Raw genomic sequence first — 20,230 nt, 5'->3', positions numbered from 1 at the left:
CGGTCACCGAACCGGGGCGCTGGGAACAACGGCAGGCCGGGCGATTACTCTGCGGTCTCGCCCTCGGCGCCAACCCGCACTGCCAGGACGTCGCAGCAGGCGCCATGCAGCACGCCGGTCGAGGTGGAGCCCAGCAGCAGGGCGAAGCCGGTGCGGCCATGAGAGCCGACCACGATCAGATCGACGCTGTTGGCCTTGGCAAAGCGATGAATCTCGGCATCCGGCATGCCGACCACGACGTGCTGATCCGCACGCGGTATGTCGTAGGGATCGGCAACCTCGGCCAGCCGTTCGCGGGCATGGTCATCCAGCTGGTCCTGGATGCTGGTCAGATCCATCGGGATATCGCCGCCGTAGGCAAAGCCCAGCGGCTCCAGGGTGTGAATGATGGAAATCTTGGCATCACTGTTGCGTCGGGCGACCGGGAGGGCGCGTTCCAGTACCCGTTTCGAATCCGGGGTCAGGTCCACGGCCACCAGAATGTGGTGATAATCCTGACTCATCGCTGTTTCCCCCTTGCTGTCCATCCGTCGGGCCGGGTTCGGCCCTGTCTATATCCGTGAACCCGAAACGGCTCACCGGGCGAGTATCGGATGGATCAGGTCTCAGAGCAATGCGACGATACGTCACCAATGGCGCAGGCCACGGGACTCGTCGCTGTTACTGGGGGCACGAGCGTGTCAGCAGGCGCTGGCCGTTCTGCTCGATTCGATCCAGCAGCTTTTCGAGCTGATCCTGCTCTTCATCGGGAATATCCGCGAGCATGGCGGTCCGGGCCTCGTTGACCACCACCTCGATCCGTTCCAGCAGGGGGGTGGCCTGCTCGGTCAGATAGACCAGCTTGGTGCGCCGATCCTCATCGCATGAGCGGCGCTCGATCAGGCCCTGCTGGGAGAGCTGATCCAGGGTGCGTACCAGAGAGGGCGCTTCCACCCCGATGGTCCGTGCCAGGTCACACTGGGCCTGGCCATCGCCGTGATGACGCAGGTGATACAGCGTAACCCAGCGGGTCTGGGTCATGCCCAGCGGTGCCAGACGCTGATCGATGATGGCTCGCCACACGCGGGGGACCCGCGACAGCTTAAGGCAGAGGGATTCGTGCATCAGGGGTCGGCTGGTTGTTGATAGAAGCCCAATTGTCACGAATCAGGCGGCGGCCTTGCAAGCAGCAGCAGCGATCAGTCGACGAAAAGGGCTCGTTCAGTGTCCGGTCGGCGCGCTGCGGTCGCCTTCCATGCCGGCCGGATGGAGCCAGCCGATGCCGGGCGGTGTGCGCAGATGACCATCTGCCTGTTCGACCCCGGCCTTGCTGGTGCCGACCCGGAAGCGGATAACCCCGATCTGCTGACCGGCGTCGGTAACCACATCGATGCGCCAGTGACCGGCCACATCGCGACCGAAATTCCGCTTGTGCGACCAGGCACGATAACCGTGGCCGGGCACACCACGAATGGTCAGGGCAATGCGGTCCACCACTTCACCATCGTGACGCCAGACATGATAGATGCGCTCATTGAGCCCGCGGGGGGCATGAATGGCGGTATAGGCATAAAGCCCCCGACTGCGCACGGCTTGCGCGGTCAGTGGCATCGTGCCCCGTGGCCTGCGGGCCGATTCGTCGAAGGCGGGTGAGAGCGCGCTGGCGTCGATCCACAGGGTTGCCGGTGGTATCCAGCCACGACTTAGCCAGGTGCCGGCTCCCAGCAGCACGGCCAGGCCGATCAGTGCCAGCCAGCTGATGATGCCTCGCGGATGAAACAGGTTGGCCAGACTGGGCAGGCTGACCACCGGCAGGGCCAGCGCTGCCAGCAGCAGGCTTTCGCCGGTGGTCAGATGGATCAGCAGGGGCAGCGATACCAGCATCAGTACCAGTACGCAGAGACCATGGAAGGCGAAATAGAGCCAGCGGTGGCGCTCGGCGAGGGCGAAGTAGCAGGGGTCGAGGACCGAAACCAGTGCTGCAAGCAGCAAAAGCCCGGTAAACACTGCCTGCGGGCTGGTCCAGACAGTGGTCACCAGAAAGAAGGGCAGGCAGAAGAACAGGGTCTCCTGGTGAGTCATCTGGGTCAGAAAGGTGGTGACCATGCGCGGCAGCTTCGAGCGGGCGTTGCTCGGCTTACGCCACTGCCAGAGCGCTTCGAGGGTCAGAGCAAGCCAGGTGACCAGCAGCGCCACGGCCAGCCAGGCGCCCAGTGTCTGCTGGCGGTTGACCAGCAGGAAGCTGAAGATGCCGCTGCCGAAGCTGATCAGCGGCCACAGCCGCTGATAGCGTCCGAGACGCTGCCAGAGGGTATTCAGCCATTGTGGCAGGGCAGGCGAGGTCAGCATGGCAACGGTGATCGGCTCAGGGGTGGTTCAGGGCTCGACCCGATAGGCATCGGACCATTCGGTCAGCGGTCCACGGCTGCCGGCCAGGGTCAGTGCCAGATCGGTGATCGCCGGCCAGACCGGCAGCCCGGCACTGCCCTTGATCGAAAGATCGAGCCGCTGGGAAAACAGCAGCAGCTTCTGCAGGCGCTTGATCGGCAGTCGCCGCAGGGCCTGCTGGTAGTGCGGGCGGCGCTTGTCGGGAATCATCGGGCGCTGGGACTTGCAGGCGTGCTCGATGCTCTGGCCCTGATCGAGATGCTGGCGGATCGAAATCAGCAGGCGCAGTTCGCGGGTGATCGCCCAGAGAATGACCGGTGGCTCGACGCCTTCGCCCTGCAAGCCGGTAATGATGCGCACGGCGCGCTCCGGTTCACCCTTCAGACAGGCTTCATTGAGCGTGAAGACATCGAAGCGGGCGCTGTCTTCCACACCGCTGGCGACATCATCGGTGGAAAGCCGCGTGCCGGCCGGATGCACCAGTGCCAGCCGCATCAGCGCCTGATCGGCGGCCAGCAGGTTGCCCTCGATGCGATCGGCCAGCAGACGGGCGGCATCCGGGGCCAGCTCGAGCTGATGGCGGCCGGCCCGGTCACGAATCCAGTAGTGCAGCCGATCGTGATCCACCGGCCAGACCGGGACATGCACGCCGACGCGATCCAGCGCCTTGAACCAGCGGCTCTGCTGGGCCTTGCGATCCAGGCGGGCTGCGCTGACCAGCAGTATGTCGTCGCTGTCTTCCGCACGCTGCGCCCACGCCTCGAGTGCCCGGCCGCCCTCCTGGCCGGGCGACTGACTGCCCAGTCGCAGCTCGACAAGCCGGCGTTCCCCGAACAGCGAGAGATTGCTGCCGGTTTCCAGCAGGGCGCTCCAGCTGAAACCGGTCTCGACATGCAGTATTTCCCGCTCCTCGACCCCGGCGGCACGCGCGCTCCGGCGGATCGCATCGCAGGCTTCCATGTGGATCAGCGGCTCGTCGCCGGAAACGAGATAGATCGGTGACAGCGTCTTGCGCAGCTGCTCATCGAGACGGTCGGGATAGACTCGCATGACCGGGGCCGGCGTCAGAGCGTACCGTTGTCATCAAGCGCACGCAGCCGATCGATCAGCCGCTGGGCCGCCTCGCGGCGCAACTGCTGCTCGAGCTGGCGGCGCTGCTCGTCGCGTGCCAGCAGCTGATCCTCGCTGGTGTAATAGGTGCCATCCACCGAGACTTCCTGCTGGCTGACCAGATAGGCGTTGTCCGAGGTGCGCTGGATCGAGTAGGGCAGCGTGAGTGTGACCTGACGCTCCTGATTGCCCGCGTCACCGTAGGTCAGCTCGGTCTCCTGCTGATCCGGGTTGCCCAGGTTGAGCCGGCGCGGCGCCTGGTCGCTGATGGTGACCCCGGCATCGTTCAGCGCCTGGCGCACCTCGCGGGTCAGATGGTCACGCGGACCACTCTCGCTGCTGGACAGGGCAATGCGCTGCATGCCGAGCTCACCGCTGTTGCCGAGCCCGCGCAGCTGAAAGCCGCAGCCGACCATGCCGGCCATGACCGTGCCGGCCAACAGTGCTGCCAGAAGACTTCTTCGATTCACGCCACTCTCCTTGTTGAGACTTGTCGGTCCGCTAGCCGGCGACGATATTGACCAGCTTGCCCGGCACCACGATGACCTTGCGCACGCTCACGCCTTCCAGGTGCCGCTGTACGTTGTCGGCGGCCAGTGCCTGCTGCTCGATGGTGTCGCGGTCGGCGTCGGCGGCCACTTCGATGCGGGCACGCAGCTTGCCGTTGACCTGGACCCCGAGCTCGAGCGTTTCACGCTTGAGCGCCGTGGCATCGACATGCGGCCAGCGGGCATCGATCACGGGCTCGTCGTGACCGAGTTCGAACCAGAGGGCATGCATGGCATGCGGTGTGATCGGCGCCAGGATCAGCACACAGAACTCGATGGCTTCGCGGGCCACGGCGAGTCCTTCGGCACTGGTGTCATCGAAGCGACCGAGGGCGTTGGTCAGCTCCATGACCGCAGCGATGGCGGTATTGAAGGTAGTGCGCCGGCCGAGATCATCGGTTGCCTTTTCCAGGGTCTCGTGGGCCTTGCGGCGCAGTGTCCGCTGCTCATCGGTCAGTCCGGCCGCCTCGAGCCTGCCCGGGGCCCCGGCCGCCAGATGGTCGGCTGCCAGTTTCCAGAAGCGGCGCAGAAAGCGGTGGGCACCTTCGACCCCGGCATCCGACCACTCCAGCGATTGCTCCGGCGGTGCTGCGAACATCATGAACAGGCGCACCGTATCGGCGCCGAAGCGATCGATCATCGCCTGGGGGTCGACCCCGTTGTTCTTGGACTTCGACATCTTCTCGATGCCGCCCATTTCGACCGGCTGACCGTCCGCTTCCAGCCGGGCGCTGACGGGGCGCCCCCGTTCATCGCGTTCGACACTGACTTCCTGCGGATTGAACCAGTCACGACTGCCATCCGACAGCGGCCGGTAGAAGGTCTCGGCCACCACCATGCCCTGGGTCAGCAGGCGCTGGAAGGGTTCGTCGCACTCCACCAGACCGAAGTCACGCATCAGCTTGTGGAAGAAGCGGGCATAGAGCAGATGCAGGATGGCGTGCTCGATGCCGCCGATATAGAGATCGACCGGCAGCCAGTAGCGGGCGCGTTCATCGAGCATGGCATCGTGGTTGTCGGCGCAGCAGAAACGGGCGTAGTACCAGCTCGACTCCATGAAGGTATCGAAGGTGTCGGTCTCCCGTGTCCAGCCATCGCCCAGATCATAAAAGGCGGGCATGCGCTTGAGCGGTGAACCGGTGGCGTCGATCTCGACCTCACGGGGCAGCTCGACCGGCAGCTCGTCATCGGTCAGCGGCACGGTTTCCCCGGCCGGACCGTACTTGACCGGAATCGGCGCGCCCCAGTAGCGCTGGCGGGCCACACCCCAGTCGCGCAGGCGGAAGTTGGTCTTCACCTCGCCCCGGCCCATCGCTTCCAGTCGTCCGGCAATGGTCTCGAAGGCCGCATCGAAATCGAGCCCGTCGAACTCGCCGGAGTTGATCAGCACCCCCGGGTCGGTCCAGGCGCCGGTGCTGATGTCCGGCGCATGGCCGTCACCATCGGCAATCACCGGCTGAATCGGCAGCGCGTAGCGGGTCGCGAATTCCCAGTCGCGCTGATCATGGCCGGGCACCGACATGACCGCGCCGGTGCCGTACTCCATCAGGACGAAATTGGCCACGAAGATCGGCACGGTGTTGCCGGTCAGCGGATGGATCGCCCGGTAGCCGGTATCCAGCCCCTTCTTCTCCATGGTGGCCATATCGGCTTCGGAGGTCATGCCGCGCCGGCATTCGTTGCGAAAGGCCTCCATGCCGTCGACGCGCGCGCTGGCGGCCTCGGCCAGCGGATGGTCGGCGGCCACCGCCATGTAGGTCACCCCCATCAGGGTATCGGGGCGGGTGGTGAAGACAGTGAGGTATTCGCTGCCCTCGGGGGCCTCGGCGACATCGAAGGTCAGCTCCACACCGCGCGACTTGCCGATCCAGTTGCGCTGCATGGTCTTGACCTGCTCGGGCCAGTCGAGATGATCGAGATCGGCCAGCAGCTCCTCGGCGTAATCGGTGATGCGCAAGAACCACAGCGGGATCTCGCGGCGCTCGACCAGCGCGCCGGAGCGCCAGCCGCGCCCCTCGATGACCTGCTCGTTGGCCAGTACGGTCTGATCGACCGGATCCCAGTTGACGGTCGAGAGCTTCTTGTAGACCAGCCCGTGCTCCACCAGGCGGGCGAAGAACCACTGCTCCCAGCGGTAGTAGTCGGCATCACAGGTGGCGAATTCGCGATCCCAGTCATAGGCAAAGCCCAGTGCCCGAAGCTGGGAGCGCATGTAGTCGATGTTCTGCCGGGTCCAGTCACCCGGTGCCACCCCGTTCTTGAGCGCCGCATTCTCTGCCGGCATGCCGAACGCGTCCCAGCCCATCGGCTGCAGCACGTTCCTGCCCTGCATGCGCTGAAAGCGGCTGATCACGTCCCCGATGGTGTAGTTGCGCACGTGCCCCATGTGCAGCTTGCCACTGGGATAGGGGAACATGCTCAGGCAGTAGAACTTCTCGCGATTGGCATCCTCGACGGCCTTGAAACAGCGATTCTTCTCCCAGTACTGCTGGGCACTGCGTTCGATCTCGAAAGGGGAGTACTGTGCGTCCATCGTCCTGATCCAGAAGCTGATAGTGCGGACCGGCCGCCATTTTGGGGCAACCGGCCGTTGAAGATGCCGATTCGCTGCAGATCGCTCGCGAAAGCATGCTACAGGGCACGCTTTCGCGGGCCACCTGGACGGAGGCCGGGGCGCCCGCCATACTCCAGGCATGGGGATCAAGATCGCCATGGCAGCCGCCGGAGTCAACGGGTTCCCAAGGATACCCGAGTCAACCGGTGACAGATAGGTCCGCAGCCGGTATCGCGGGCCGCCGGGCATATCGACAGGAGAGAGTGCAATGAGCGATTCCCGTGAGCATGATTCTCAAGCACCCGAGGAGCGCACCGAGCATCGGGAGGGCGACCGGCTCGGCAGCGCCTATGACCGCATCATCGGTCGTTTCAGTGAGCGGTCGGAACACCTCTCCCGGGAAGGCTTGCAGCGCGAGCTGGATGAGGCGGTACAGTTCGAGGCCGATGTCGAGGAGTTTACCCGGGATGAGCTGGCGCTGCTGCGCGAGTGGGTTGCCCGCGATCTGGGGGAGCTGCGACGCTATCTGGGCAGCGGCGGCAGCACGGTGGCCGAATGGCTGGGCATCGATCTCGGGGTACTCTCCACCCGACTGCGCAACGGCCTGTTCTCGATCGCCGATCGCACCCCGATCGATCAGCTGCGCTTCGAGGAGGATCTCGAAGCGGCACAGGCGGACTACTGCGAGGGTGAGATCGCCGCGCCGGGGCGCATGACCTGCGTGCACTGTGGCGAACAGACCACCCTGGGGCAGCGCCAGCGGCTGGGACCGTGTCCCGCCTGCGGTCATCGCTGGTTTCGCCGTGATACCACGCCAATCCGCTGATTCCGCCTTCTTGCGTCTGTCGTCAACGGGGAGCCGAGCGCTCCCCGTGTTTTCATCCGTCCACGGCTAGCCTCGGCTCATGCCGCCTTGCACCGGCGACATGCCGGGAGCGGTGTCGTCCGCTTCCAGCGCACGGTGGGCGGTTTCAGGCAGCCGTATGCCTCCTGCCAGCGCCAGCAGCGCGATCGCGATCAGATACCAGGCCGGCGCCAGGCTGCTGCCACTGACATCGATCAGCCAGGTGGCGATCAGTGGTGCGGTGCCCCCGAAGACCGTGTAGGCCAGGTTGTAGCACAGCGCTGACGCGGTATAGCGCACCCGGGTGGGAAACTGCTCGGAGAGCAGCACGGCCGTTACCACCCCGCAGATGACCGCACCGACAGCCATCAGTGCCGCCCCGATCAGCGACTCGACGAAACGGCCGCTGCCGGCCAGCCAGTAGGCCGGAAAGACGGCCACGATCAGGCTGAGACAGGCGGTCATGATGGTACGCCGCCGGCCCACCCGGTCGGTATAGACCCCCATGACCGGACACAGCAGGGCAGCAAGGATCAGCGCTCCCAGACTGGCGAGCAGGGCGGTGGTCTCCGAGGCATGGCCGGCGACCTGCATGTAGGTCGCGAAATAGGTGGTGAACATGTAGAACGAGAGGGCCGTGGCCGAGATGAAGGCGCTCAGGCAGAGAATGGTGGCACCGTGGCCCCTGAGGGTTTCCTTCAGGGGGGCATGGGGCACGCCCTCCTGCTGGCGCAGGGCCTTGAAGGCCGGCGACTCATCGAGCCGCAGGCGCATGTAGAGCCCGATCAGCCCCAGGGGAGCGGCAATCAGAAAGGGCACCCGCCATCCCCACTGCTGCATGCTGGCTTCCGTGAGCAGGGCATTCATGGCAAAGCCCAGCGCTGCCGCCAGGGCAAAGGCGGCGAAGGTCGAAACCGGAATGAAGCTCCCATACCGGCCGCGCTGCTCGCGCGGCGCATGCTCCATCACGAAGGCACAGGCCCCGGCGTATTCGCCCCCCGTCGAAAAGCCCTGGATGCAGCGTGCCAGCGCCAGGGCCAGCGGGGCGGCGATGCCGACGCTCTGCCAGGTCGGCAGCAGGCCGATCAGGGTGGTGGCACCGGCCATCAGCAGGACGGTCAGGGAGAGGACCCGCTTGCGGCCGATGCGATCTCCCAGCATGCCGAAGACCACGCCGCCCAGCGGGCGCAGGGCGAAGGAGACGGCAAACACGGCGAAGGTCTGCAGCAGGGCCAGCGAGGGTTCACCGGGCGGAAAGAAGTGCTGCGAAATGGTGACGGCCAGAAAGCCATAGACGGCAAAATCGAACCACTCGATGAAGTTGCCGATGGCCGAGGCAGTGATGACACGACGCAGGATGGCAGGGGCTACCGGGTCATCGGGAGAGCCATTGTTGTTGTTGGCGGCATTGGCCATGACGCTTTCCTCCAGTGAGAAGGGATGGAAAGGTCATACCTTAGTCCCGGTCGGGCGCGTGACGTACCACGGTCGCGACATGTTTCTGGCTGTCGACGACATCGACGGTTTGCCGGCGTTGTCAGTTCAGCGTCCGGCGAGCAGGCCGAGATACTCATGCAGTGCCCAGAAGCTGTAGCGCAGCGCACGCACGTTGGGGATGAAGCTGCTCGGACCATAGCCGGCGCGGGCCGTATAACCGGTCGGTGCAGCCAGCACCTTGAGTCCCTGATGACGGAAATTGCGTGCCGCGCGTGGCATGTGCCAGGCACTGGTGGCGAGGATGACGGTGTCGATGTCGGCCTGTTTCAGGATCCGGGCACTGTATTCGGCATTCTCGATGGTATTGTGACTGCGGATTTCCCGCCAGCGCGTGGGCACGCCGAAGGAGTGTTCCAGCCGCCAGGCCATCAGATCGCCCTCCGGCGGATCATCGGTGCCCCGCTGGCCGCCGCCCCCCGAGGTCAGGATGGGCAGGCCGGTCAGCCGATGAATGCGCGCAGCGTCGGCCAGTCGCTGCAGCGCCATCGGCGCCACATCGTCGCGACCGTTCAGCTGGGGCTGGCCGAACAGTCGCCCGCCGCCCAGTACGACGATTGCGCCAGCACGCTCCCACTGTTGGGTCGAGGCGATCGGCACGCTGTTTTCAAGCGGCTGCATCAGCCAGCTCGAAACACGGTTGGTCGAGAGCAGCCACAGCACCAGGGTGGCGGCCAGGGCGATGTTGCGTCCCGCGACCGGCCAGCGCCGGCACAGCACGATACCTAGCAGGATGGCGACCAGCAGGCCGCCCGGCGGCAGTACCAGGTGCTGAATCCAGTCCGGCATCAGGCCGCTCTCCTGTAGCGCGCCAGCCCGCCGCCGGCCAGCGCCAGCAGCAGGGCGCCGGCGAGGGTGGGCCAGCTGCCGGTACGGGTGAAGGGGGTTTCGCCCTCGATCGGACGCACGCTGCCTTCGAGCACGGCGGTGGTGAAACGGGGTGCCCGGGCCGTAACGCGGCCGTCGGGACCGACAATGGCGGTAACCCCGTTGTTGGTGCCGCGCAGCAGATAGCGATTGTTCTCGAGCGCCCGCAGCCGGGCCATCTGCATGTGCTGCAGCGGGCCGATGGAGTGGCCGAACCAGGTGTCGTTGGAAACGGTCAGCAGCACGTTGGCGTCCTGCGCCCGCTGACGTACCAGATCCGGATAGACGATTTCGTAGCAGATGGCGACCCCCAGGCGCATAGGGTCAACCTGCAGGGGCGACTGCTCGGCGCCGCCGGCAGCCATGTTCGACATCGGCAGATCGAAGAAGCCGACAATGCCGCGCAGCAGCCCGGCGAACGGCAGGTACTCGCCGAAGGGTACCAGGTGCTCCTTGCTATAGCCCTCGCCGGGCCGGTTCAGCGCGATCACGCTGTTGTAGAACTGCTGCCGTTCGCGCTGCAGGATACCGGTGACCAGGGTGGTCTCGGCGGGCAGTGTGGCCTGGATGCGCTCGAGAAAGGGTCGCGCCTGATCGGCGAACATCGGCAGCGCGGTCTCGGGCCAGATCACCAGGCGCGGCGTGTCATCGAGCTGACGCGTGAGCCGGGCGTAGGTATTGGCCGCGCTGCGCTGGCCCTCGCCGGTCCACTTTTCGAGCTGGGGCTGGTCCCCCTGCACCAGCGCGACCGGCACCGGTGTACCTTCGGGCGCAACCCACAGCCGGGGCAGCAGCATGGGGATCATCCACAGGGCGGCCAGTGCCGGTAGCCACCACCAGCGGCGATCGGCCACGAGCTGCCACAGCAGGGCGCCCGACAGTGCCACTACCAGCGAGATCAGATAAACCCCACCCAGTGGTGCCAGTGAGGACAGCGGCGAGTCGACATGGGCACTGCCCAGGTAGAGCCAGGGAAAGCCGGTGAAGGCCCAGCTGCGCAGGGCTTCGCCCAGGGTGTAGAGGCCGGCAAAGGTCAGCATGTCGAGCCGCGAAGGGGCCAGCCGCCGATAGAGTGCAAAGGTGATGGCCTGGAACAGGGCCAGGGTGACCACGAACAGCAGGGTCAGCAGCAGGGCCACCGGAACGGTGGTATAGCCGTAGTCGTGAATCGACACGTAGACCCAGGAGGCGCCGGAACCGAACAGTCCCACGCCGAACAGCCAGCCGCGCAGCGCGCCCCGGCGCATGCTGCACCCCTCGAGCGCCCCGAACAGCAGCGCCATGCTCACGACTCCCAGCCACCACTGGCCGAAGGGGGCAAAGGTCAGCGTCGTCAGCGCACCTGCCAGCAGTGCCATCAGATGGCCCACCCAGGGGCGTTGCACAAAGGACAGCATGGTCTATTCCTTGAGTCGGGTGGGGCAGGGCCGGCGCCGGGGGCAGCCACCGGCCATCAGCGGCGCCTGGACCGGGTCAGGAAGCGACCCGGTCGTGGGTCAGCAGGTTCAGGGTGCCATCGAGCGGGCTGACCTGCAGCCAGCGGATGCGGCGGTTATCGGCGTTCATGACCGTGAAGCGCCAGCTGTCGAGCTCGGTGGACTCGTTGCGCCCGGGCAGATGACCGAAGCGCTGCATGACCAGTCCACCCACGGTATCGAACTCGTCATCGGGGAAGCGGGCGCCGAAGCGTTCGTTGAAATCCTCGATGGGAGTCAGCGCCTTGACGGCATAGCTGCCATCGCCGAGATCGCGGATGTCATCCTCTTCCTCGATATCGTGCTCATCCTCGATATCGCCGACGATCTGCTCGAGAATGTCCTCGATGGTCACGATGCCGGCCGTGCCACCGTATTCGTCGACCACGATCGCCATGTGATTGCGGGTATCGCGAAACTCCTTGAGCAGGCTGTTGAGGCGCTTGGACTCGGGCACGAATACGGCCGGACGCAGTACGTCACGCAGCGAGAACTCGCTGCGCTGGGTTTCGTCCTGCAGGATCAGCGGCAGCATGTCCTTGACCAGCAGCACGCCGAGAATCTCGTCGAGGCTGTCATCGATGACGGGATAGCGGGAGTGGGCCGTTTCATGAATGATCGGCAGGCACTGCTCGGGACGCTGGTCGGCGCGAATGGCGATGACCTGGGAGCGGGGGATCATGATGTCGCGTACCTGCATGGTACCGATATTGAAGGCCCCCTCGATGATCGACAGCTCATCCTGATCGATCTTCAGCCGGGTTGCGGCTTCCCGCAGAAAGGTCAGCAGCTCGTCCCGACTGCTGGGTTCATCGCTGTCGCCATTGAAGGCATTGATAAGTCGGTCCAGCCAGGATCTGCCATTGTGGCTTCCCGATCGGTCATCGCTCATGCGTGTGGTCTCTCGTCCTCGCCAGCCCCGCCTTCTCCGGCCGGGGCATCCGGTGAAACGGTACGCTCCGCGTAGGGATCATCAATCGCCAGTGAGGCCAGCACCTCTCGCTCGAGAGCTTCCATGCATTCGGCCTCGTGCTCCTCGATGTGGTCATAACCAAGCAGATGCAAGGTACCATGGACCACCATGTGGGCGAAGTGATCCTTCAGCGACTTGCCCTGCTCGGCGGCTTCACGCTCGACAACGGCGGCGCAGATCACCAGGTCGCCCAGCAGTGGCAGTTCAATGCCCGGTGGCATTTCGAAGGGAAAGGAGAGGACATTGGTCGGCCTGTCACGATCACGGTAGTCGCGGTTGAGCGTTCGACTCTCCGCTTCATCGACGAAACGGATGGTCAGCTCGGAACGCAACGGTTCGGCTACCCGTTCGAGCACTGCGGTTGTCCAGCGTTCCAGTTCGACCTGGTCGGGCAGGGCAGCAAAATCGACGGCCCGCTGGCAGTCGACGGTCGCGCCGTTCATGAGCTGCGATCCTCTTCACTCTCCCAGGCATCATAGGCCTCGATGATCCGCGCCACCAGCGGATGACGGACCACATCCCGCGAGTCGAAATGCGAGATACCGATACCGGGCACGTCGCGCAGCACCTGCAGCACGTGAATCAGCCCGGACTGGGTGCCGCGCGGCAGGTCGACCTGGGTGATATCGCCGGTAATCACCGCCGTCGAGCCGAACCCGATGCGTGTCAGGAACATCTTCATCTGCTCACGCGTGGTGTTCTGGCTCTCGTCGAGGATCACGAAGGCATTGTTGAGCGTCCGGCCGCGCATATAGGCCAGCGGGGCGATCTCGATCACCTGGCGTTCGATCAGCTTGTTGACCTGCTCGAAGCCGAGCATCTCGTAGAGGGCATCGTAGAGCGGACGCAGATAGGGATCGATCTTCTGGGCCAGATCGCCGGGCAGGAAACCGAGCTTTTCACCGGCCTCGACCGCCGGTCGTACCAGCAGGATGCGACTGACCTGCTGCTGGTTGAGCGCCTCGACGGCGGCGGCAACGGCCAGAAAGGTCTTGCCCGTACCGGCCGGACCGATACCGAAGTTGATGTCGTGCCTGTGAATCGAGCCGACATAGCGCTGCTGGTTGGCACCACGGGGCTTGATCATGACCCGGGGTGTACGGATCACGGCGCCATCGGCGTCGCCGTCCTCCGCGGTCTCCTCCTCGGCAATGGCTTCCAGTCCGGATTCCTGCAGATAGAGGTGCACGGTATCCGGTGACAGCTCGGCCGCCTCGGTTTCGCGATAGAGGTGTTCCAGCACATTGCCGGCGGCCTTGACCTGGGCGCCGGCTCCGGCCAGCTGAAAGGCATTGCCCCGGTTGCGGATGGTGACCCCCAGCCGCTCCTCGATCAGTCGCAGGTGTTCATCCTGCTGACCGCTGAGGCTGGCCAGTCGCATGGGGTCGTTGGGCTCCAGCGTCAGCTGAAGTACGCGGTGCGCATTGGCGGAATGCTGACTCAATGTAATCTGATTCCTGCGTTGACCCTGATGTTCGGTTCAGCTTACTGCGCCGGGGTCGGGCGTCGCAATGCAGCAGCAGCCATGTGCTGCAGGCCCCGGGCCGACAGCCGGTGTGAGGATGTGCCTGTCGGCCCCGCGGCCGAACCAACGGTAACAGCGTGCCTGTCAGGTCGGTTCAGGCGCTTTCGGGCAGCGTTTCATGCAGCCGACCTCGCAGGGAGTTGGGGTAGGCCTCGGTGATTTCAACGTCGACAAAGCTGCCGATCAGGGCAATCGGATCGGCGGCACGGAAGTTGACCACGCGATTGTTCTCGGTGCGCCCGGAGAGTTCGCCCGGATCGCGGGGCGAGAAACCGGACACGAGAATGCGCTGGGTGGTGCCCACCATTCGCCGCGAGATGCGCATGGCATTGTGGCTGATGTGATCCTGGAGGATCTTAAGCCGCTCCTTCTTGACGGCCTCGGGCGTGTCATCCTCCAGCTCGGCGGCCGGGGTGCCGGGGCGCTTCGAATAGATGAAGCTGAACGAGTGATCGAATCCGATGCGTTCGATCAGCTCCATGGTATCGAGGAAATCCTGCTCGGTTTCACCCGGAAAGCCGATGATGAAATCCGAGGAGAAGCTGATGTCCGGGCGGTTGGCGCGGATGCGCTCCATCTTTTCGATGTACTCCTCGCGCCCGTGACCGCGCTTCATGGCCTTGAGGATGCGATCCGAGCCCGATTGCACCGGCAGATGGAGGTGGCTGACCAGCTCCGGAATCTCGGCATAGGCATCGACCAGCGAATCGGTGAACTCCACCGGGTGGGAGGTGGTAAAGCGGATGCGGTCGATGCCCTCGACGGCGGCCACACAGGCAATCAGTTCGGCCAGGTCGATCTCCTCGCCATCCTCGTCATGACCGCGATAGGCGTTGACGTTCTGGCCCAGCAGGTTGACCTCGCGAACCCCCTGCTCGGCAAGATGGGCCACCTCGTCCATGACGCTTTCGAACGGACGGGAGATCTCCTCGCCCCGGGTATAGGGCACCACGCAGAAGCTGCAGTACTTCGAGCACCCCTCCATGATCGAGACGAACGATGTCACGCCATCGGAGCTGGGCGCCGGCAGGCGATCGAACTTCTCGATTTCGGGGAAGGTAACATCGACCATCGAGATGCGGTCGTTGCGGCCACCGCTGTGACGCGACTCCAGCATGTCGGGAATGCGATGCAGGGTCTGCGGGCCGAATACCATGTCCACGTGCGGCGCCCGCTTGCGGATGTTCTCGCCTTCCTGACTGGCCACACAGCCGCCGACGCCGATCACCAGATCGGGGTTGTCGGCCTTGAGCTGTTTCCAGCGGCCGAGCTGATGGAAGACCTTCTCCTGGGCCTTCTCGCGGATCGAGCAGGTGTTGAGCAGGATGACATCGGCATCCTGTTCGTTGTCGGTCAGTTCAAGCTGATGAGACTCGCCGAGCAGATCGGCCATGCGCGCCGAGTCGTACTCGTTCATCTGGCAGCCGTGAGTCTTGATGAAGAGCTTCTTCGCCATGTCCGCCACTCTGAATCGGTGCATGATCGGCCGCGCCCGACAGCCGCCGTGGCGTGCAGGGCAGGCGCGATGAAATGGCGCGTATTATACGGACCACTGGCGGTAACGACCAGCGTTGCGGCGCCCGTGGGCAGGTGCCACGGTTGTGTTAGACTCGCGGGCTGATCGCGCTGCCGCGGCCCTTGCTGCCGGCGGCAGGACCAGTGGATGAATCAATCGGATCGAGTGCATCGATGGCAGCCAGCCCGCTATATCGCGTGATATTCCTGCAGCAGGGGGAGCTCTGGGAGCTTTATGCCCGTGACATCTATCAGAGCGAGCTGTGGGGGTTTCTGGAAATCGAGGGATTTGTCTTCAGTGATGCCTCGAAGGTGGTGGTCGACCCCAGTACCGAGCGGTTGCGCCGTGCCTTCGAGGGCGTCTCGCGCAGCTATCTGCCGATCAATGCGGTGGTGCGCATCGATGAGGTCGAGCGCGAAGGGACGCCGCGGGCCACGAAGGCAGAGGGCAATGTCACGGCCTTTCCCGGCACCACCGCGTGGCCGCCGCGCGATGAGTAGCGCACGTGGTGCAGCGGCGGTCATTTTTTGAACAAAATGTGTGCCTGCCGGTCATGTCGGTGGCCGAATGACATTTTCAAGACAGTTGTCCTCGGAGTTATCCACAGAAGGTGTGGATGAAGCACCGGGGCACGAAAGGGGCGGTTTCGAACCGGAAGCCGGGACCGGGGTCTCATCACCCTGCGGTACACAAGCGATTGGCACCCCATTCATCAACGAACAGCGACACAATCATGCGACGACAATTCGGACGTGTTTTTCTCGGCCTGCTGCTGGGTGCCACCACCAGCATGGTGCAGGCGGCACCTGATCGCTGGGTCAGCGATGACCTCTCGACCTGGGTGCGCAGCGGCCCGAGCGACAGCTATCGCATCGTTGGCACGGTCAGTTCCGGTGACCCGGTGACCCTGCTGGATAGCCAGGGAGACTACAGCCAGATTCGCAGCGCTGACGGCGACGAGGTCTGGATCAAGAGTGCCGACCTGCAGTCCGAGCCCAGTGTTCAGCAGCGTCTGCCGGAACTGAAGAATCGGGTCGGTGAACTTTCGGGTCAGCTGGATGGCATCAACTCGAAGTGGGAAAACCGGGTGGCCAGCATGAAGTCGACGCTCGAAGCACGCCAGAGCCGCATCGACGAGCTGCAAAAGACCAATGACTCGCTCAATACGCAGCTGAGCGAGGCCCAGAGCGAGGCGCGCAAATACCGGGCCCGACTGGATACCGAGCGCAATGACCTGCTGATGCGCTATTTCCTCTATGGCGGCGGCGTCGCCGGGGCGGGGCTGGTGCTCGGTCTGCTGGTGCCGCACCTGCCGCGGCGTCGCAAGCGTCGCGATCGCTGGTTCTGACAGGTCCGGGCGAGGGCCCGGGGTCGTTTGGCCGGGAGGCCGCATGAGTGATCAGCATGAGCAGTGGCTGGCCCGCTGGCGGGAGGGGCGGATCGGCTTTCACCTTGCCGAGCCGCACCCGCGGCTGGTGGAATACTGGTCCTGTCTGGGGCTGGCGCAGGGCTCGCGCATACTGGTGCCGCTGTGTGGAAAAACACCCGACATGCGCTGGCTGGCCGCGCAGGGGCATGAGGTGATCGGTGTAGAGCTGGCCACCGAGGCGCTGGAAGCCTTCGTGGCCGAAAGCGATCAGCCGGCCGCCCACGACAACGACACCCGCTTCGAGCGCTGGCAGCAGGGCGCCATCACGCTCTACGGCGGTGACTTCTTTCATTTCCGTCCGGCGCTGGCCGGAGAGCTGGCAGGGTTTCATGACCGTGCCGCGCTGGTGGCGCTGCCGCCCTCCACCCGTCAGCGTTATGCCCTGCATCTGGCGCATCTGCTGCCGCCCGGCGCGGCGGGACTGCTGATCTCGCTGACCCACGCCGCAGGCCCCGCCGAGGGACCGCCCTATTCGGTGGACGAGCACGAAATCCGCCGGCTGTTCGATGCCAATTTCCGCTGTGAATGGCTGCGCTCGGATGAGGACGCCCGGGGGCAGGGCATGCGTGAGCATCTCTGGCGGCTGGTACGACGCGGCCCCGGTGCGGCCGAGGCCTGACGCCGTCCTCACAGGCCCATTGCCGAAGAGGTCGAGCGGCGCGGGTCGGCACCGCCGGCAAGGGTGCCGTCAGCGCGGATCAGGATCGACTGGCTGGCCCCCATGGCATCCTTCTTCACCACCCGATGTCCCATGCCTTTCAGCAGTCGAACGGTATCGGGGCTGATGCCCTGTTCGATGCGGATCTCGTCGGGCAGCCACTGATCGTGAAAGCGGGGCGCGCTGACGGCGCTCTGCACGTTCATGTGGTGATCGATCACGTTGCTGATCACTTCCAGGGTGGTGGTGATGATGCGCGAGCCTCCCGGGCTGCCCGTGATCAGGAAGTTGCGCCCATCATGCTTGACGATGGTCGGGGACATCGAGGAGAGCATCCGCTTGTTGCCCTCGATGGCATTGGCCTCGCCGCCCATCAGACCATAGGCATTGGGGACGCCGGGTTTGGACGAGAAATCGTCCATCTCGTTGTTGAGCAGGAAGCCGGCGCCGGCGACGGTCAGTCCCGAGCCGTAGCTGAAGTTCAGCGTATAGGTGTTGGAAACGGCCAGCCCGGAGTCGTCGGCCACCGAGAAGTGGGTGGTTTCATTCGACTCGTAGCGTCCCGGATTGCCGGGGCCGATATCGCTGGCCGGGGTGGCGTGGCGCGGATCGATCTGCTCGCGCAGGGCCCGGGCATAGGCCTTCGAGGTCAGCGCCCCGACCGGGACATCGACGAAGTCGGGATCGCCGAGATACTTCGAGCGATCGGCGTAGGCCCGGCTCATGGCCTCGCTCATCAGATGAATGGTGGCCGCCGAGTTGAAGCCCATGGCGCCGATATCGTCGCCCTCGATGGTGTTGAGGATCTGGATGATGTGTACACCGCCCGATGAGGGCGGCCCCATCGAGTAGATGTCGTAACCGCGATAGTTGCCGTGAACCGGTTGCCGGATGACCGGCTGATAGCGGGCCAGATCCTCGCGGGTCATGATGCCGCCATGGGCCTGAATCGTGTTCACCAGCAGATCCGCGGTCCTGCCGCGATAGAACTCCTCGGCCCCGTGATCGGCGATGCGCTGCAGGGTCTCGGCCAGCTCGGGCTGGCGAAAGCGATCGCCGGGCTGATAAAGGCTGCCATCGCTTTTGTAGAATGTTTTGCGGGTGGCCTCCCACTGTTTGAGCCGGTCGGCGGCCTGCCGCAGGCCCTCGCTGAAGCGGGGCACGACCTCGAAGCCGTTGCGGGCCAGGTCGATCGCCGGTTCGAGCGCCTCGGCCAGGCTCAGGGTGCCGTATCGGCGCAGTGCCAGGGCCAGCCCCGCTACCGTGCCGGGCACGCCGGAGGCGTTGGCGGAAAAGCGTGAACGCTGCGCCACCACATTGCCGTCATCGTCCTGAAACATGGTGCGAAAGGCCCCCGACGGGGCCTTTTCGCGGTAGTCGATCGCAATGACGTCGCCGCTTTCTTCATCCGAGATCAGCATGAAGCCGCCGCCGCCGATGTTGCCGGAGCGTGGCTGGGTGACGGCCAGCGCAAAGCCGGCGGTGACGGCGGCATCCACGGCATTGCCACCCTCGGCAAGTACCCGGTGGGCGATACGGGTCGCCTGCCGGTTGCTGGTGGCGACCATGCCGTGCCGGCCGAGCTCGGGGTTGAAGCGTTCGCCTTCGAGGATCGGCGCATTATCGGTGGCCGCCGGGGCGGCAAGGGCGCAAGCGCTGGTCAGCATCAGCAGCAGGGCCTGAAGCAGTCGGGTCATGACGGGGTCCGTTTGTTGTGTGGGGGCCTTCCGGCATCAGTCTGGCAGATCACCATGACGCCGCTCGGGCGGCAGCGCAATGTCGGCGCCTTTGTTAGACTGGCGCTGGATATCGTTGCGCTGCCTGTGGAGGAAGTTTCGTGCCCGCACTTGAACCGAAGATTGCACCGTCGATCCTGTCTGCCGATCTCGCCCGCCTGGGAGAGGAGGTCAGTGATGTACTGGCCAGTGGCGCCGACATGATTCACTTCGATGTGATGGACAACCATTACGTTCCCAACCTGACCTTCGGCGCGCCGGTCTGCAAGGCGCTGCGTGACTACGGCATTACCGCACCGATCGATGTCCATCTGATGGTCAAGCCGGTGGATGAGCTGATTCATGCCTTCATCGATGCCGGCGCCAGTGACATCACCTTTCATCCCGAAGCCAGTGAGCACATCGACCGGTCGCTGTCGCTGATCCGCGATGCCGGACTGCGCTGCGGACTGGTGTTCAATCCTGCCACGCCGCTGACCTGGCTCGACCATGTGATGGACAAGGTCGACATGATCCTGCTGATGAGCGTCAACCCCGGTTTCGGTGGTCAGTCCTTCATTCCGCATACCATGGAAAAGCTGCGTCAGGCGCGTGAGCGGATCGATGCCAGCGGCCGTGACATCCGCCTCGAGGTGGATGGCGGCGTCAATGCCGACAACATTGGTGAGATCGCCGCTGCGGGCGCGGATACCTTCGTCGCCGGCTCCTCGCTCTTCAAGGCGCGTCGCGAGGATGATCCGCACCGCTATGACACCGTCATCGGTGCCATGCGTCGTGGCCTCGGCAGATAACGCCGGAGCCTGCTGGTGGCTCTATATGCTGGAGACGGCCCAGGGGCGGCTTTATACCGGCATCACCACCGATGTCGAGCGGCGGCTGGCCGAACATCGCGCCGGTGGCCGGCGAGGGGCCCGGGCGCTGCGCGGCAAGGGGCCGCTGGTCCTGCGCTATGCGTGCCGGGTGGGTACCCACTCCGAGGCCCTGCGGCTCGAAGCGGCGATCAAGCGCTGGCCGGCCTCGAAAAAGCGCGCCCTGTGTGGTGCGGCGGCCACCGAGCGCCATGAGGCCGATATCAGGGCTGTACTGGCGGCGGCCATGCCCTGAGTGGCCGCGGCCACGGTGCGCCCCGGAAAG

The 20,230-nt window shown here is 64.9% G+C and carries 20 protein-coding genes; 6 read left to right on the top strand and 14 right to left on the bottom strand.

Annotated features, from left to right (window positions below):
• Window positions 1-44 precede the first annotated feature (44 nt).
• From C7446_RS11835 to leuS, 6 genes are all read right to left on the bottom strand, one after another.
• Window positions 45-503 (bottom strand): universal stress protein, encoded by a 459-nt coding sequence (locus C7446_RS11835; protein WP_121173303.1) that lies wholly within the window; start codon window positions 501-503, stop codon window positions 45-47.
• Window positions 504-660: 157 nt separating this feature from the next.
• Window positions 661-1,104, bottom strand: coding sequence for a transcriptional regulator SlyA (slyA, locus tag C7446_RS11830; protein WP_121173302.1), 444 nt, complete (start codon window positions 1,102-1,104; stop codon window positions 661-663).
• A gap of 96 nt (window positions 1,105-1,200) precedes the next feature.
• The gene (locus C7446_RS11825) at window positions 1,201-2,328 is read right to left on the bottom strand and encodes a DUF5924 family protein (RefSeq protein ID WP_121173301.1); all 1,128 of its coding nucleotides are present in this window, start codon (window positions 2,326-2,328) and stop codon (window positions 1,201-1,203) included.
• Between the two features lie 27 nt (window positions 2,329-2,355).
• On the bottom strand, window positions 2,356-3,417 hold the full coding sequence (holA, locus tag C7446_RS11820) for a DNA polymerase III subunit delta (protein WP_121173300.1): 1,062 nt from the start codon (window positions 3,415-3,417) through the stop codon (window positions 2,356-2,358).
• A 14-nt stretch (window positions 3,418-3,431) separates the two neighbouring features.
• On the bottom strand, window positions 3,432-3,947 hold the full coding sequence (locus C7446_RS11815; protein ID WP_121173299.1) for an LPS-assembly lipoprotein LptE: 516 nt from the start codon (window positions 3,945-3,947) through the stop codon (window positions 3,432-3,434).
• Window positions 3,948-3,978: 31 nt separating this feature from the next.
• Window positions 3,979-6,558: a leucine--tRNA ligase gene (leuS, locus tag C7446_RS11810; RefSeq protein WP_121173298.1), complete on the bottom strand. Its 2,580-nt coding sequence runs from the start codon at window positions 6,556-6,558 to the stop codon at window positions 3,979-3,981.
• A gap of 289 nt (window positions 6,559-6,847) precedes the next feature.
• Here leuS and C7446_RS11805 point away from each other — a divergent pair, with 289 nt between their 5' ends.
• Window positions 6,848-7,405, top strand: coding sequence for a zinc ribbon-containing protein (locus tag C7446_RS11805; RefSeq protein WP_121173297.1), 558 nt, complete (start codon window positions 6,848-6,850; stop codon window positions 7,403-7,405).
• Window positions 7,406-7,471: 66 nt separating this feature from the next.
• Here the strand turns inward: C7446_RS11805 and C7446_RS11800 are convergent, their stop codons facing one another.
• The 7 genes from C7446_RS11800 to miaB form a co-directional block, all read right to left on the bottom strand.
• Window positions 7,472-8,839, bottom strand: coding sequence for an MFS transporter (locus C7446_RS11800; protein ID WP_121173296.1), 1,368 nt, complete (start codon window positions 8,837-8,839; stop codon window positions 7,472-7,474).
• A gap of 126 nt (window positions 8,840-8,965) precedes the next feature.
• Window positions 8,966-9,706: a YdcF family protein gene (locus tag C7446_RS11795; protein WP_121173295.1), complete on the bottom strand. Its 741-nt coding sequence runs from the start codon at window positions 9,704-9,706 to the stop codon at window positions 8,966-8,968.
• The gene (gene lnt / locus C7446_RS11790; RefSeq protein ID WP_121173294.1) at window positions 9,706-11,181 is read right to left on the bottom strand and encodes an apolipoprotein N-acyltransferase; all 1,476 of its coding nucleotides are present in this window, start codon (window positions 11,179-11,181) and stop codon (window positions 9,706-9,708) included. Before lnt ends, C7446_RS11795 begins: the two co-directional genes overlap by 1 nt.
• Before the next feature lie 76 nt (window positions 11,182-11,257).
• The gene (locus C7446_RS11785; RefSeq protein WP_121173293.1) at window positions 11,258-12,151 is read right to left on the bottom strand and encodes a CorC family transporter; all 894 of its coding nucleotides are present in this window, start codon (window positions 12,149-12,151) and stop codon (window positions 11,258-11,260) included.
• Window positions 12,148-12,675 carry an rRNA maturation RNase YbeY gene (gene ybeY, locus C7446_RS11780; RefSeq protein ID WP_121173292.1) on the bottom strand — a complete coding sequence of 176 codons (528 nt, stop codon included), beginning with the start codon at window positions 12,673-12,675 and terminating at the stop codon, window positions 12,148-12,150. Before ybeY ends, C7446_RS11785 begins: the two co-directional genes overlap by 4 nt.
• A complete protein-coding gene (locus C7446_RS11775; RefSeq protein ID WP_121173291.1) occupies window positions 12,672-13,676 on the bottom strand; it encodes a PhoH family protein in 1,005 nt (334 codons plus the stop codon). The genes ybeY and C7446_RS11775 overlap by 4 nt, the downstream gene beginning before the upstream one ends.
• A gap of 175 nt (window positions 13,677-13,851) precedes the next feature.
• Window positions 13,852-15,213, bottom strand: a complete 1,362-nt coding sequence (gene miaB, locus C7446_RS11770; protein ID WP_121173290.1) for a tRNA (N6-isopentenyl adenosine(37)-C2)-methylthiotransferase MiaB — start codon at window positions 15,211-15,213, stop codon at window positions 13,852-13,854.
• A 233-nt stretch (window positions 15,214-15,446) separates the two neighbouring features.
• On the opposite strand from miaB, the gene C7446_RS11765 reads away from it, so the two are divergent.
• The 3 genes from C7446_RS11765 to C7446_RS11755 all read left to right on the top strand — a co-directional run bounded on the left by C7446_RS11765 (window position 15,447) and on the right by C7446_RS11755 (window position 17,321).
• On the top strand, window positions 15,447-15,773 hold the full coding sequence (locus C7446_RS11765) for a DUF1820 family protein (protein WP_121173289.1): 327 nt from the start codon (window positions 15,447-15,449) through the stop codon (window positions 15,771-15,773).
• Window positions 15,774-16,006: 233 nt separating this feature from the next.
• Entirely contained in the window at window positions 16,007-16,621 is a 615-nt protein-coding gene (locus C7446_RS11760; protein WP_121173288.1) for a TIGR04211 family SH3 domain-containing protein, read from the top strand.
• A 43-nt stretch (window positions 16,622-16,664) separates the two neighbouring features.
• Window positions 16,665-17,321, top strand: coding sequence for a class I SAM-dependent methyltransferase (locus C7446_RS11755; protein ID WP_121173287.1), 657 nt, complete (start codon window positions 16,665-16,667; stop codon window positions 17,319-17,321).
• Window positions 17,322-17,329: 8 nt separating this feature from the next.
• Here C7446_RS11755 and ggt read toward each other — a convergent pair whose 3' ends face one another.
• Window positions 17,330-19,057: a gamma-glutamyltransferase gene (gene ggt, locus C7446_RS11750; protein ID WP_121173286.1), complete on the bottom strand. Its 1,728-nt coding sequence runs from the start codon at window positions 19,055-19,057 to the stop codon at window positions 17,330-17,332.
• Window positions 19,058-19,197: 140 nt separating this feature from the next.
• Between ggt and rpe the strand changes: the two genes are divergently transcribed.
• Both rpe and C7446_RS11740 read left to right on the top strand, forming a co-directional pair.
• Window positions 19,198-19,887, top strand: coding sequence for a ribulose-phosphate 3-epimerase (rpe, locus tag C7446_RS11745; protein ID WP_121173285.1), 690 nt, complete (start codon window positions 19,198-19,200; stop codon window positions 19,885-19,887).
• A complete protein-coding gene (locus tag C7446_RS11740; protein ID WP_281272353.1) occupies window positions 19,871-20,200 on the top strand; it encodes a GIY-YIG nuclease family protein in 330 nt (109 codons plus the stop codon). The genes rpe and C7446_RS11740 overlap by 17 nt, the downstream gene beginning before the upstream one ends.
• Window positions 20,201-20,230: the final 30 nt, after the last annotated feature.

It is taken from the genome of Kushneria sinocarnis, assembly GCF_003633775.1.
Taxonomy (GTDB): domain Bacteria; phylum Pseudomonadota; class Gammaproteobacteria; order Pseudomonadales; family Halomonadaceae; genus Kushneria; species Kushneria sinocarnis.
The sequence above is the reverse complement of the archived record's forward strand: the minus strand, read 5'-3'. Positions and strand labels throughout refer to the sequence as shown.

What these genes read in the sequence shown, in the direction of transcription:
- C7446_RS11835 (WP_121173303.1), bottom strand. Translation starts at nt 503, where the DNA reads ATGAGTCAGGATTATCACCACATTCTGGTGGCCGTGGACCTGACCCCG.
- slyA (WP_121173302.1), bottom strand. Translation starts at nt 1,104, where the DNA reads ATGCACGAATCCCTCTGCCTTAAGCTGTCGCGGGTCCCCCGCGTGTGG.
- C7446_RS11825 (WP_121173301.1), bottom strand. Translation starts at nt 2,328, where the DNA reads ATGCTGACCTCGCCTGCCCTGCCACAATGGCTGAATACCCTCTGGCAG.
- holA (WP_121173300.1), bottom strand. Translation starts at nt 3,417, where the DNA reads ATGCGAGTCTATCCCGACCGTCTCGATGAGCAGCTGCGCAAGACGCTG.
- leuS (WP_121173298.1), bottom strand. Translation starts at nt 6,558, where the DNA reads ATGGACGCACAGTACTCCCCTTTCGAGATCGAACGCAGTGCCCAGCAG.
- C7446_RS11805 (WP_121173297.1), top strand. Translation starts at nt 6,848, where the DNA reads ATGAGCGATTCCCGTGAGCATGATTCTCAAGCACCCGAGGAGCGCACC.
- C7446_RS11800 (WP_121173296.1), bottom strand. Translation starts at nt 8,839, where the DNA reads ATGGCCAATGCCGCCAACAACAACAATGGCTCTCCCGATGACCCGGTA.
- C7446_RS11795 (WP_121173295.1), bottom strand. Translation starts at nt 9,706, where the DNA reads ATGCCGGACTGGATTCAGCACCTGGTACTGCCGCCGGGCGGCCTGCTG.
- lnt (WP_121173294.1), bottom strand. Translation starts at nt 11,181, where the DNA reads ATGCTGTCCTTTGTGCAACGCCCCTGGGTGGGCCATCTGATGGCACTG.
- C7446_RS11785 (WP_121173293.1), bottom strand. Translation starts at nt 12,151, where the DNA reads ATGAGCGATGACCGATCGGGAAGCCACAATGGCAGATCCTGGCTGGAC.
- ybeY (WP_121173292.1), bottom strand. Translation starts at nt 12,675, where the DNA reads ATGAACGGCGCGACCGTCGACTGCCAGCGGGCCGTCGATTTTGCTGCC.
- miaB (WP_121173290.1), bottom strand. Translation starts at nt 15,213, where the DNA reads ATGGCGAAGAAGCTCTTCATCAAGACTCACGGCTGCCAGATGAACGAG.
- C7446_RS11765 (WP_121173289.1), top strand. Translation starts at nt 15,447, where the DNA reads ATGGCAGCCAGCCCGCTATATCGCGTGATATTCCTGCAGCAGGGGGAG.
- C7446_RS11760 (WP_121173288.1), top strand. Translation starts at nt 16,007, where the DNA reads ATGCGACGACAATTCGGACGTGTTTTTCTCGGCCTGCTGCTGGGTGCC.
- C7446_RS11755 (WP_121173287.1), top strand. Translation starts at nt 16,665, where the DNA reads ATGAGTGATCAGCATGAGCAGTGGCTGGCCCGCTGGCGGGAGGGGCGG.
- ggt (WP_121173286.1), bottom strand. Translation starts at nt 19,057, where the DNA reads ATGACCCGACTGCTTCAGGCCCTGCTGCTGATGCTGACCAGCGCTTGC.